Origin of the sequence: Desulfovibrio sp. X2, assembly GCF_000422205.1 — a bacterium.
Taxonomy (GTDB): domain Bacteria; phylum Desulfobacterota; class Desulfovibrionia; order Desulfovibrionales; family Desulfovibrionaceae; genus Alkalidesulfovibrio.
In genome coordinates this window covers 1-11377 of record NZ_ATHV01000043.1, presented here as the reverse complement: position 1 = coordinate 11377, position 11377 = coordinate 1, and the positions used below count along the sequence as shown (strand labels likewise).

Annotated in this window: 11 protein-coding genes; 7 read left to right on the top strand and 4 right to left on the bottom strand. The window is 71.8% G+C overall.

Annotated elements, in window-relative coordinates; genetic code table 11:
* Positions 1–400 precede the first annotated feature (400 nt).
* Genes DSX2_RS12335 through DSX2_RS12325 form a run of 3 tightly spaced genes read right to left on the bottom strand, consistent with a single transcriptional unit; the run spans position 401 to position 3422 of the window.
* The gene (locus tag DSX2_RS12335; protein WP_020881436.1) at positions 401–1285 is read right to left on the bottom strand and encodes a deoxyribonuclease IV; all 885 of its coding nucleotides are present in this window, start codon (positions 1283–1285) and stop codon (positions 401–403) included.
* Complete coding sequence (locus DSX2_RS12330) at positions 1285–1677, bottom strand: gamma-glutamylcyclotransferase (protein ID WP_020881435.1); 393 nt, start codon at positions 1675–1677, stop codon at positions 1285–1287. Before DSX2_RS12330 ends, DSX2_RS12335 begins: the two co-directional genes overlap by 1 nt.
* Complete coding sequence (locus tag DSX2_RS12325) at positions 1674–3422, bottom strand: glycosyltransferase (protein ID WP_020881434.1); 1749 nt, start codon at positions 3420–3422, stop codon at positions 1674–1676. Before DSX2_RS12325 ends, DSX2_RS12330 begins: the two co-directional genes overlap by 4 nt.
* Before the next feature lie 189 nt (positions 3423–3611).
* Between DSX2_RS12325 and DSX2_RS12320 the strand changes: the two genes are divergently transcribed.
* On the top strand, positions 3612–4787 hold the full coding sequence (locus tag DSX2_RS12320; protein ID WP_020881433.1) for a pyridoxal phosphate-dependent aminotransferase: 1176 nt from the start codon (positions 3612–3614) through the stop codon (positions 4785–4787).
* 331 nt (positions 4788–5118) lie between these two features.
* Entirely contained in the window at positions 5119–5544 is a 426-nt protein-coding gene (locus DSX2_RS12315) for an Rrf2 family transcriptional regulator (RefSeq protein WP_020881432.1), read from the top strand.
* A gap of 126 nt (positions 5545–5670) precedes the next feature.
* Here DSX2_RS12315 and DSX2_RS12310 read toward each other — a convergent pair whose 3' ends face one another.
* Positions 5671–5940, bottom strand: a complete 270-nt coding sequence (locus DSX2_RS12310; protein WP_020881431.1) for a hypothetical protein — start codon at positions 5938–5940, stop codon at positions 5671–5673.
* 239 nt (positions 5941–6179) lie between these two features.
* Here DSX2_RS12310 and DSX2_RS12305 point away from each other — a divergent pair, with 239 nt between their 5' ends.
* From DSX2_RS12305 to DSX2_RS12285, 5 genes are read left to right on the top strand one after another with little or no spacing between them, the layout of a single operon-like run.
* Complete coding sequence (locus DSX2_RS12305; RefSeq protein WP_020881430.1) at positions 6180–7211, top strand: extracellular solute-binding protein; 1032 nt, start codon at positions 6180–6182, stop codon at positions 7209–7211.
* A 26-nt stretch (positions 7212–7237) separates the two neighbouring features.
* On the top strand, positions 7238–8581 hold the full coding sequence (locus tag DSX2_RS12300) for a trypsin-like peptidase domain-containing protein (protein ID WP_020881429.1): 1344 nt from the start codon (positions 7238–7240) through the stop codon (positions 8579–8581).
* Between the two features lie 4 nt (positions 8582–8585).
* Positions 8586–9317 (top strand): metallophosphoesterase, encoded by a 732-nt coding sequence (locus DSX2_RS12295; RefSeq protein WP_020881428.1) that lies wholly within the window; start codon positions 8586–8588, stop codon positions 9315–9317.
* A 12-nt stretch (positions 9318–9329) separates the two neighbouring features.
* Positions 9330–10706: a DUF1566 domain-containing protein gene (locus DSX2_RS12290; protein ID WP_020881427.1), complete on the top strand. Its 1377-nt coding sequence runs from the start codon at positions 9330–9332 to the stop codon at positions 10704–10706.
* The gene (locus DSX2_RS12285) at positions 10703–11317 is read left to right on the top strand and encodes a YkgJ family cysteine cluster protein (RefSeq protein WP_020881426.1); all 615 of its coding nucleotides are present in this window, start codon (positions 10703–10705) and stop codon (positions 11315–11317) included. The genes DSX2_RS12290 and DSX2_RS12285 overlap by 4 nt, the downstream gene beginning before the upstream one ends.
* Positions 11318–11377 lie beyond the last annotated feature (60 nt).

Sequence of the window (11377 nt, the reverse complement as noted above, 5' to 3'; positions counted from 1 at the left end):
CGGAGCCGAAATCCCGCCCGAAGTTGCCGATGGGGAGTGACCTCCCCAGCCCCCTCCGCTCACGAATGAAAAGTTGATCCGGGCGCCTCTTCCCTCTCCTTTGCCGAGAGCCTTCAAAGGCGCTCGCTGTTCTCGCCGCGGCAAAGGAGATGCGTGCGGGCCGGATTTTTCGCCGTCCGGCGAAAAACACGGCCCGATCTTCACGTCCGCACATGGCGCACGACCGTGCCCGCCGCGACCGGACCGGCCGTCTTCCGGCGTCCGGCCAAGCCCCGCGAAGCGAAGCAAAAAATTTAGGGGGATGGGAGGGATGGGGTGTGGGGAAGGGAGGGAAGGACCCCTTTTTAAAGGGGTCCTTCCCTCCCTTCCCCACGATAAATCGATCGCAGATGGAGTTTTTTCAGCGCCCTGATGACAGCAAGGAGCGCAGAACGCGCAGATTCTCGCGATCCTGGCGGAGATTTTTCTCCTTGGGCGTCTCCAGGCACATGGGGAGGGCGGTCAGGCGGGGGTCGTTCAGGATCTGGGCGAAGCCCGCGCGGCCGATCTCGCCTTCGCCGATGTGCTGGTGGCGGTCCTTGTGCTCGCCGAGCCCCTGCATGGAGTCGTTCAGGTGCACGAGGCGCAGGCGCGAGAGGCCGAAGGCGGCCTCGATGCGTTCGCTGGTCGCGGCCCAGGCCTCGGAGGTGCGCAGGTCGTGCCCGGCCGCGAAGCCGTGGCAGGTGTCCCAGCAGACCGCCAGCCGCGCGTCGTCGGCCCCGAAGCGCGAGGCCGCGAGGATCGCGGCCAGCTCCTCGGGGTCCGCGCCGAGCGTGGTGCCCTGGCCCGCCGTGTTCTCGAGGAGCACGCCGGGCTTGGCGGTCTTTCCTCCGGATTCCTCGTCCGCCGTCTTGAGGGCCGCGTCCAGCCCCGCGGCCACGCGCGCGATCCCGGCCTCTGTGCCGGAACCCACGTGGGCGCCCGGGTGGAGCACGGTCCAGGCGATGCCGAGGCGCGCGCAGCGCGAGAGCTCCGCGGCCAGGGCGTTGATGGAGCGCTGCCAAAGCGCGTCGTCCGGGGAGGCGAGGTTGATGAGGTAGGAGGCGTGGGAGAAGACGTGGGGGAAGGGCCACGTCGCCCAGGCAGCGGCGAAGGCCGTGGCCTCCTCGTCGGAGATGGGCGCGGCGGACCACTGGCGCTGGTTGCGCGTGAAGAGCTGCATGGCCTCGCCGTGTACGGCCTCGATGTGCGAGAACGCCAGGTGCAGCCCGCCCGCCGTGGGCATGTGCGCGCCGAGAAAGGGCATCAGCGGCCGTCCCCGCCAGAAGTGCCGCCGCCCGTGCCGCCCGTGTACTCGCCCTGCGGCAGGAGCCTGCCCTGCGGCACCAGGGAGAAGTAGCACCAGGCCGTGATCTCGCGCCCGCTGTCCAGGACGACCGGAATCCGCCGCCGCTCGTAGACGCGCGGGTGCTCCTCCAGGGCGTCCAGGGTCATGAGCATGGCGTCCGAGACCTCGTAGACCTCGCCCGCCACGGTGTAGCGCGCCTCCTCCTGCACGAGGTAGGGGCAGTCGGCCAGGTACATGGCGTAGCGGTCCACGCTCCTGGCCCCGCCGAGCAGGCGCGCGCCGTGCATGAAATGGTGGTTGGTGAAGCCCCGGCGCAGCGTGCCGTAGACGAAGACCCGATTGAGGCTCACGCCCCCTCCCTCTGGCCGAGGTCCGCGAGCACGCGGCCGAAATGGTCCCAGGCCAGGGCCAGGTCGGCCTGCGCCAGCCGCGCGACCTCCTCGTCCGTGTACTTGCCCTCGAGCTTCACCCTGTTGCCCGCGATGTGGCCGATCTGGGCCGGTGTCCTGGCCCGCGCGAGGCTCGAGTGCTGCACGTGGCGCACGGCGAGCCGCCCCTCGTAGAAGCTCGGGAAGCCTTTGAGCGTGGAGCGCATGTCGCGCTCCAGGTCGTCGAACTGGGTGGGCGTGAAGCGCACGTCGAAGGCGCCTGCCGCCTCGAGGGCCTCGCGGTGGATGGCGTGGCAGCAGCCCGAGACCGAGCAGCAGGGCCGGGCGTAGGTGAACAGGCCGTTGTCCGCCTGGCCCGCGCAGTTGTCGAAGATGCCGATGCGCTCGCGCGGCTCGTCGGCGGGCCGGTCCGGGTCGGGCGGCGGCGGGGGGAAGAGGTGGTAGTCCGCGGACTGCAGGCCGTAGGGCGGGCGCGGCTCGGTGATGCGGCAGCCCACGGCGCCGACCCGGCCGCCTCCCGCCCGCGCCGCCTCGCCCGCACAGAGGAGCTTCGCCAGCCAGTCCGGGGGCAGGAGAACGTCGTCGTCCAGGAAGACGGCCCACTCGGCCGATGCGACCTCGGGCAGGGAGAGCAGCCAGTTGCGGGCGGCCGGGGCGCCCACGTTGACCGGCAGGCGGACCGTGAGCAGGCGGTCTTCGCCCGCGCCGTCCGCGCCGAAGCGGCCGCGCTGCGCCTCGAGCATCTCCCAGGTGCCGTCCGTGGAGCCGTTGTCCAGGACCGCCACCCGCGCCCGGCCGAGGTCCGAGGCGGCCAGGGAGTCGAGGGTGGCGGCGAGGAGCTCGCGCTTGTTCCAGGAGTAGAGGCAGACCGCGGCGGGGATGCGGCCGGTCAGGCCCGGCTCGGGCGTTGCCGGGTGCGAGAGGGCGTGCAGCCGAAGCGCCAGGTTGGCGTGCCAGGGCATGGCCGCGAAGAGCTTGGCGTACACGGCCCGGGCCGCGTCCTCCTCGCCCGCCAGGGCCAGGAGCTCGGCCCTGCGCTGCGCGGCCCAGCCGCCCCAGGGCTCGGGCAGCACGGCGAGCGCCGCCAGGGCCTTGGGGCCGGGCTCGAAATGGAAGGCCAGCTCGGCGCGCAGCCGCTCGCGCAGTCCCCTGGCCTCGGGCGGCAGGGCGCAGGCCGCGAGCAGCTCGCCCGCGAGCTCGGGCACGCCCATGCGCACCAGGGTGTCCCAGGCGCGGCACAGCGCCACGGCGCCCACGCCGGGCCGCGGCATGAGCGGCAGCAGCAGGTGCACGAGCAGCCCCGGCTCCGGCGCGGCCAGCAGGGCGGAAAGGGGGGCCGCGACGTTCTCCGGCAGGTGCGCCGTGGCTAGGCTCGCGCAGGCTGCGGCCACGTCCGCCGTCTCCTTGCCGATGATGCGCTGCGAGGCGCCCTGGGCGGCCTCCTCGGCCAGCGCCCTGGCGAAGAGCGGGGCGAACTGCGGGTCCACGGGCCGCGTCTGCCAGCTCCAGGCGGCCAGCACCGCCCTGGCCGGGGCGAACTCCGGCCTGGACCCGGCCAGGTGGGCGAAGAGGCGCAGGAACCCGGCCTGGGTACGCGGCTCCTCGCAGCCGTAGGCCCAGGTGGGCGCGATCTCGCGCAGGCACGCGTGCAGCGGGGGCAGCGAAGGGGGCGGGGCAAAGGCATCGGAACGCATGCGGGGGAACATACGGGCAAAGTCCGGCGCAGGCAACGCCGGGAGGAGGCGCGGCCGGGACGCAGCCCCTTTACGCCCGGGCGCTTTTGTCTTACCAGGGCGGCGTCGGCCAATCATCACCAGCGACCGCGCGCCGGTCCGGGGCGGATTTCCCCGAGATCCCCGGGCAGCAGCGGTGCAACCGCCAAGGAGAACTGCCCCATGCGGCTCGCGGAACGGCTTTCGCGGATCAAGCCCTCGGCCACCCTGGCCATCAACGCCAAGACGCAGGAACTGCGCGCCCAGGGCCGCCAGGTGGTCAGCCTGGCCGTGGGCGAGCCCGACTTCCCCACCCCGGAGCACATCTGCGCGGCGGCCAAGGAGGCCATCGAGCAGGGCTTCACCCGCTACACCGCGGTGCCCGGCATCCCGGAGCTGCGGGAGCAGGCCGCCAGGTACTACGAGCGCTTCTACGGCGTGTCGGCGCCCAAGGAGGCGGTGATCCTCTCCAACGGCGGCAAGCAGGCCCTGTACAACCTCTTCCTGGCCCTGCTCGGGCCCGGCGACGAGGTCCTCCTGCCCGCGCCCTACTGGGTCAGCTACCCGGACATGGTGGCCCTGGCCGACGCCGCGTGCGTGCCCGTGCCCGCCGGGGCGGACAAGAACTACCTGGTCGACGTGGACGACCTCGAGTCCGCGGCCACGCCGCGCACCCGGGCGCTCATCCTGAACTCGCCCTCCAACCCCACGGGCTGCTGCTACACCCAGGCCCAGCTCGACGCCATCGCCGAGTGGGCCGTGGCGCGGGGCATATTCGTCATCTCCGACGAGGTGTACGACCGCCTGGTCTACGCCCCGGCCGAACCGGCCACGCTCTCGCCCTGGTGGAAGAAGCACCCGGAGAACTTCGCGATCATCGGCGCCCTGTCCAAGACCTTCTGCATGACCGGCTGGCGCGTGGGCTGGTGCCTGGCGCACCCCGACCTGGTCAAGGCCATGGTCAAGATCCAGGGCCAGTCGACCTCCAACGTCTGCTCCATCACCCAGAAGGCGGCCCTGGCCGCCCTGACCGGCCCCTGGGACCTGGTGGAGGAGATGAAGACCGCCTTCGCGCGCCGCCGCGACCTGGTGCTCGAGGCCATCGCCACCTGGCCGGGCGCGGTCTGCCCCAAGCCCGACGGCGCGTTCTACGCCTTCCCGGACGTGAGCGCCTGCTACACCGCGCAAATCCCGGACTCCACGACCCTGTGCACGAAGCTCCTGGAAGAGGCCGAAACGGCCCTGGTGCCGGGCGCGGCCTTCGGCGACGACCGCTGCATCCGCATCTCCTACGCCCTGGACGACGCCACCCTGGCGCGGGCCATGGAGCGCATCGGCGCGGTGCTGCGCGGCAAGTAGCCCTTCCGCCTTGCGAAATCAGCGCGGGAGACGGCCCAGGGCCGTCTCCCGCGTTCTTTTTCAGGGCGCTCAGGCGCGCTCGCGGGCCCCTGGGGAGTCCTTCTTCGAGCCCGCTCCCGGACTCCCGGGAAAAGTCCCGTCCCGCAAAAAAGATGCTTGCAAGCGATGGCAAAGAATCATTATCTGAATGATCATGTAAATGAGAACCCTGGAACAAGGCAGGGTAATTGACTATTTCGCTTGTTCAAGGCTTCACAAACTATGGCGTCTCGTCTAGTATGGATTCGATTGCTGAGGGGATACCTGCGCGGAACGAGAAGGGAGCGGAAACATGAAGCTTTCGACCAGGAGCCGTTACGGCACAAGGATGTTGCTCGACATTGCCCTGCACAGCGGGGAAGGGCCGGTCACGGTCATGGAGATCTCCGAGCGGACTGACCTGCCGGTCAAATACCTCGAAAAGCTGGTCCGCCTTCTCAAGAAGGGCAAGTACATCAAGAGCAAGCGCGGCCCCAAGGGCGGACACGTCCTGGCCAAGGACCCGGCCGAGATCACCATGGGCGCCATCGTGCGCGACCTCGAGGGCGGCCTCTCCCTGACCGAGTGCGTGGCCGGCCGCAACGACTGTCCCAAGATGCCCACCTGCATCACGCGCAGGGTGTGGGCCGTGGCCACCGAGGCCATGCTCAGGGAGCTCGACAACATCACCCTGGGCGACCTCATGGCCGAAGCCCGCGACGTGAACTGCCAGCTCTAGGAACCAAGACGGGCTTGGCGCGAAGAGCCCGAGTCCGCGAAACGCGCTGTGCGCCGCCCTTGGCATTGCCCGGCGGCGCGCAGGCCCGTCTCGCGTGCCCCGCGCCCGCCTCCCGTCCGGAGATGCCTACCCGGCCGCGCGCCGGCGCACGGCCCGGCGTTCCCCGTCCTGCGCGCAGGTCTCGCGCCGCTCTCCCGCACCGGACCGGCCGAGCCTGCTCGGCCTGACCTCGATGCGGTAGCCGCACCAGCAGCAGCTGTGCTCCACCTGCGTCATCATCACGGCCGGGCCGTGGAAGCAGTGCTCGCCGTGCGGCGAGTACGGGCAGTCCCAGCGCGGATCGTGTTCCCGTTCATGGACGAAGATGCGCCGTACGCGCTCGAGCAAACCGGTCATTCTCCCCCCTCGGCGCCTGCGCGCCCCAGTCTGCGTTGTGCCTTGGTTCCCTGTCCTGCGGTCGGTTCGGCCCGAGGAACGCGGTTCAGCCAATTGAACACACCTTCTTGACGATCCCGTGGCGAGGGAGCACAACCCGGAAGGCCCGGCCGCGCCGCCCGTCGCGGCGCCGCGGCCGGAGCAGACGCCGCCGCGCGTGGCCCGCTGCCCGGGCACGCCCAGACGGCGGAGGATCCGCCATGTTCCGCATCCTGGTTCTCGTCTTCTGCCTCGTGGCCCTGCCCGCGCACGCCGCGGGCCAGCCCGTCGTGCTCCTGCCCGCCGCCCTGGCCGGCTCGCTCGCCTCCCTCGGCCTGCCCGGCTCGCCGCAGGCCGTCGTCTGGCACGACGCAAACGAGGCCCTGCGCCTCCTGCAGGCCGGACCCCAGGGCTCCCCGCCCGCCCTGGCCGTGCTGCCCGCCCGCGCTGCCGACGAGGCCGTGCGCCAGGGGCTGCTCGCCCCCCTGCCGCCCGAGGAGGCCGCCGCCTCGCCGGACTCCCTGCGCCTGCCCTCGGACCCCGACGCGAACCTCGCCCGGCCCTGGCTCTGGGACGCCACGGGCATCGGCTACGACGCCCTGGCCGCGAGCCCGCCCGCGAGCCTCAAGGAGCTCTGGATGCCCGGCCACGCAGGCAGCGTGGCCCTGCCCGACGACGCCGAGCGAGTCATGGAGATGACCCTGCTCCTCCTCGGCTACCCGGCCGACGACGCCGACCCCGGCCACATCGACCAGGCCCGGCAGTTCCTCTCCGGCCTCGTGCCCCGCGCCCTGGTGGGGGCCAGTCCGGCCTTCGCGCCGCTCGCCGACGGCTCGGCGGGCATCGGCATCTTCAACGCCACGGACGTGGCCCGCGCGCGGCGCGACGCCGTGCTGCCCCGCGCCGACTTCGCCGCACCCGAGGACGGCTTCCTGCTGCGCCCGCTCTACGTGGTCCTGCCCAAGACCGCGTCCGCGGACGCCCAGGCCCTGGCCCAGGCGCTGCTCACGCCCGAGGCCGAGGTCCGGGCCGCCGCCGCGAGCCTCATGGCCCCGGCCGATCCCGCGGCCGTGAGCCTGCTGCCGCCCGAGCTGCGCGCCCTGCCGCCCGCCTCCCTCTCCCCCGAGACCCTGCGCCTGGGGCGCCTGGCCCTGCCCACGCCGGACGCCCTGGCCGCCTACCGCGCGGCCTGGAAGGCGCTTCGCGCGCTGCCCGGCGCGAAGTCCAGCGCAGTGTCTCCCACGTTGCCTTGAGCGGGCAAAATGGCTATGCATCATTCATGAGTAAACTTGCCCCCGCCTTCCTGACGCTTCTCGCGCTTCTCGCCCTGTGCGCCCCTGTCCGGGCGCAGGCGGCCTCCGCGGCCGACGACCTGCGCGTCACGCCCGTGGTCCGGGCCGTGCAGAAGGTGGCCCCGTCCGTGGTCAGCATCACCACCCTGAGCGAGGGCGAGCGCAGCATCGGCCCCTTCGGCGCCCTGCCGCCGTACTACCAGCAGTTCTTCGGCAACCTGCCCAAGCAGCGCTTCCGCTACGAGTCCCTGGGCTCGGGCGTGATCCTCGACGGCGCGCACCGCCTGGTCCTGACCAACGCCCACGTCATCGCCAACGCCCAGGAGATCAAGGTCCATCTCGTGGACGGCCGCAGCTTCGACGCCGAGCTCGTGGGCTCGGACCCGGATTTCGACATCGCCGTGCTGCGCCTCGCGGGCCAGGGCGACCTGCCCCAGGCCGAGGTCGGCGACTCCTCGAACCTGCTCATCGGCGAGACCGTCATCGCCATCGGCAACCCCTACGGCTACTCCAACACCGTGACCACCGGCGTGGTCTCGGCCCTCGGCCGCTCCGTGGTCACCCAGAACGGCGCCTACACGGACTTCATCCAGACCGACGCGGCCATCAACCCGGGCAACTCCGGCGGCCCCCTGGTCAACATCCTGGGCCAGGTCATCGGCATCAACACCGCGATCATGGCCAAGGCCGAGAACATCGGCTTCGCCATCCCCATCGCCAAGGCCGAGCGCGTGGTGCACGAGCTTCTGCAGACCGGCCGCGTGGACCACGTCTGGCTCGGCCTCTCGGGCCAGGACATGGACCAGGCCATGGCCAGCTACTTCCGCCTGCCCCAGCCCCAGGGCCTCCTGATCACCGACGTCGCGCCCGGACTGCCCGCGGCCAAGGCCGGACTCAAGCCCGGCGACGTGATCATGCGCATGGACGGCGTGGTCGTAGAGGACCGAGACCACTACAGCCAGCTCCTGCGCAGCTACACCAAGGGCGAGGCCGTGCGCCTGGACGTCATGCGCCAGGGCAAGAGCATGCAGGTGGAGGTCACGCCCGTGCCCTTCACCCGCGACGACGCCCTGGGCGTGGCCTGGGAGCGCTGGGGCCTGCGCCTGGGCAAGCCGTCGGGCGAGGGCATGACCGTGACCGGCGTGCGCGACGGGTCGCCCGCGGCCAAGACCGGCTTCAAGACCGGCGACCACATCTTCCAGATCGGCAACGTGCGCCTGAAGAGCGAGGACGACGTGGTGCGCGCCGTGACCCTGAACCGCATGCGCAGCATGCTGCTCATGGGCGTCTCGCGCCAGGGACGGCTCTACCGGGTCAACATGGGCGTCTAGGACCATGCGCCGGGCCGTTCTCTCCGACATCCACGGCAACCTCCACGCCCTCACGGCCGTGCTCGACGACGTGGAGTTCGTGCGCGCCGACGAGATCCTCACCCTCGGCGACAACATCGGCTACGGCGGGGACCCCGAGCCCGTGGTCGAGCTGCTGCACGAGCGCGGCGTCTCCTCGTGCCTGGGCAACCACGAGCTGGCCCTGGCGGACCCCCTGGAGGCCGAGGCCCTGAACCCCCACGCCGCACAGGCCCTGGCCCGCACCCGCGACCTCATGTCCGAGGACGCCCAGGCCCTGGCCGCGGGCTACCCCCGGGTGATCATCCGCGGCGGCGCGCGCTTCGTGCACGGCGCCCCGCCCGACCGCGTGGACGAATACCTCTTCCGCTACAGCCGCGAAGGCCGCATGGAGGAGCTCTTCGAGGAGTTCTCCGAGCGCCTGTGCTTCTGCGGCCACACCCACGAGCTGCGCCTCTTCCTCTCCGACGGCGTGGACGTGACGCGCATAAAGCCCGGCCCGGGCATCCAGCCCCTGGACCCGGACACGCGCTACGTGGTCAACGCCGGGGCCGTGGGCCAGCCGCGCGACGGCGACCCGCGCGCCAAGTACGTCCTCTGGGACGACGAGCGCGACACCCTGGACATCCGCTACGTGGACTACGACGTCGACGCCGCGGCGCGCCGCATCCTCCGGCAGGGCCTGCCGCGCCTCTACGCGGACCGCCTCTACGGCTGAGCGGGCACAGACATGCGGCACATCGGCAAGTACGAAATCCTCGGCCTGCTCGGGAAGGGCGGCATGGGTCGGGTCTACAAGGTCCGCCTGCCCGTGGCCGGACGCGTGCTGGCGCTCAAGCTCCTGGCCCCGGACGAGACCCTTTCCGTGCTCCTGGGCGACGACGAGATAGAGCGCCGCTTCGCGGCCGAGGCCGCGCTGCTCGGCGGCCTGCGCCACCCCCGCCTGGCCGCGGTCACGGACTTCGACCGCGACGAGCGCGGCCGCCCCTTCTACTGCATGGAGTTCTACTGCCAAAACCTCGGCCTCGTGCTCGGCGAGACCTACCACGCCGAGGAGGCCGCCCGCGCCCTGCCCGTGGACACCGCCGTGCGCCTGGCCCTGGAGCTGCTCGACGGCCTCGCCCTGCTGCACGAGGCGGGCATCCTGCACCGCGACCTCAAGCCCTTCAACGTCATGCTCGACGACGAGGACCACGTGCGGCTCATCGACTTCGGCCTCTCGGCCCGGCGCGGCGAGCGCCACGCCACGCCGAGCGGCATGGCCGTGGGCACGCCCTTCTACACCGCGCCCGAGCAGGAGGCCGACCCGGACAATGCCGACGAGCGCGCCGACCTCTACTCCGTGGGCGTGATCTGCTGGCGCATGTTCACCGGCCGCCTGCCCGCCGAGCGCGCGGACGAGCGCCGCCGCGCCTCCTCCCTGGAGCCCGGGCTGCTCGAAGCCTTCGACGACTTCCTCGCCCGCGCCGTCCACCCCGAGCCCGGAAGCCGCTTCCAGACCGCCCCGGCCATGGCCCAGGCCCTGCGCGACGCCCACAGGGACTGGCGCGCCGCCCTGAGCCAGGTCTGCTCCCTGCTCGACCCGACCATTGCCCCCGAGACCCCGGCCCCGCCGCGCCCCCGCGCCGAACCGCGCACCGTGCGCGCCGCGGACGCCTCCGCCGTCTTTCCCCTCGACCACCTCTCGCGGCCCGCCGCGTCCTCCTCCGCCGACTTCGAGCCCGCCGCGCCCGGCACGGTCCTCGACCGGACAACGGGCCTCTGCTGGCAGCAGTCCGGCAGCCACCGGCCCCTTGACTGGGCCGCCGCGCGTGCCTACTGCTCCCGTCTGAACGAGCGACGCTTCGCCGGGCGCACCGGCTGGCGCCTGCCCACCGTGGACGAGCTGGCGGGCATCGTCGGACGCGCACCCGGCGCGGACGGCTACTGCCTCGACCCCGTCTTCGACCGGGCCCAGCGCCGCCTGTGGACCGCCGACCGCAAGTCCATGCGCTCCGCATGGTTCGCCGACGCGATCCTCGGCTACGTCTCCTGGCTCGACGCCGACTGCCTGCTGCACGTCAGGGCCGTCTGCCCCACGCACCCCGAAGGAACCGAGACCGCATGACCAAGAAATCCTGCACCCGCTGCGGCACCTGCTGCGAGAACGGCGGACCCGCCCTGCACGGCGAGGACGCCTGCCTCATGGGCACCGTGCTCTCCTTCTCCGACCTCGTCACCCTGCGCGCCGGAGAGCCCGCGCACGACCAGATCGCCGACGAGATCCGACCCCTGGAGCGCGAGATCGTCAAGCTCGCGGGCCGCGACCCCCTCACCGGCCGCTGGGCCTGCCGCTTCCATACCGGCGAAGGCTGCGCCATCTACGCCGACCGCCCCATGGAATGCCGCCTGCTCGACTGCCGCGACACCGCCGCCCTGGTCGCGGCCTACGACGTCGACCGCCTCACCCGCCTCGACCTCCTGCCCGACAAGAGCCCGCCCGTGCTCCTCATCGTCCAGCACGAGGAATCCTGCCCCGCGGGCCGGGCCCTCGAGCTCGCCAAAAGCGACGACCCCGAGGACGCGCGGACCCTCAAGGAAATGATCGCCTACGACCATGCCCTGCGCGACACCCTGGCCGAAAAGGGGCTGGGTCGGAGCGAGCTGCTTTTTTTGTTGGGCAGGCCGCTGGATGTGGTGCTGAAGCCGGTGCTGGAAGAGAAGAAAGAGAAGAAATAAGAGGCAAGATGCCTCCGGCGGCCAGGGAGGGGGCTGCGCGCCCCCTCCCTGGACCCTCCC

Excerpts from the sequence above, each read along its gene's own strand:
- DSX2_RS12290 (WP_020881427.1), top strand. The coding sequence starts at position 9,330 with ATGCGGCACATCGGCAAGTACGAAATCCTCGGCCTGCTCGGGAAGGGC.
- DSX2_RS12310 (WP_020881431.1), bottom strand. The coding sequence starts at position 5,940 with ATGACCGGTTTGCTCGAGCGCGTACGGCGCATCTTCGTCCATGAACGG.
- DSX2_RS12315 (WP_020881432.1), top strand. The coding sequence starts at position 5,119 with ATGAAGCTTTCGACCAGGAGCCGTTACGGCACAAGGATGTTGCTCGAC.
- DSX2_RS12285 (WP_020881426.1), top strand. The coding sequence starts at position 10,703 with ATGACCAAGAAATCCTGCACCCGCTGCGGCACCTGCTGCGAGAACGGC.
- DSX2_RS12300 (WP_020881429.1), top strand. The coding sequence starts at position 7,238 with ATGAGTAAACTTGCCCCCGCCTTCCTGACGCTTCTCGCGCTTCTCGCC.
- DSX2_RS12320 (WP_020881433.1), top strand. The coding sequence starts at position 3,612 with ATGCGGCTCGCGGAACGGCTTTCGCGGATCAAGCCCTCGGCCACCCTG.
- DSX2_RS12305 (WP_020881430.1), top strand. The coding sequence starts at position 6,180 with ATGTTCCGCATCCTGGTTCTCGTCTTCTGCCTCGTGGCCCTGCCCGCG.
- DSX2_RS12325 (WP_020881434.1), bottom strand. The coding sequence starts at position 3,422 with ATGTTCCCCCGCATGCGTTCCGATGCCTTTGCCCCGCCCCCTTCGCTG.
- DSX2_RS12295 (WP_020881428.1), top strand. The coding sequence starts at position 8,586 with ATGCGCCGGGCCGTTCTCTCCGACATCCACGGCAACCTCCACGCCCTC.
- DSX2_RS12335 (WP_020881436.1), bottom strand. The coding sequence starts at position 1,285 with ATGCCCTTTCTCGGCGCGCACATGCCCACGGCGGGCGGGCTGCACCTG.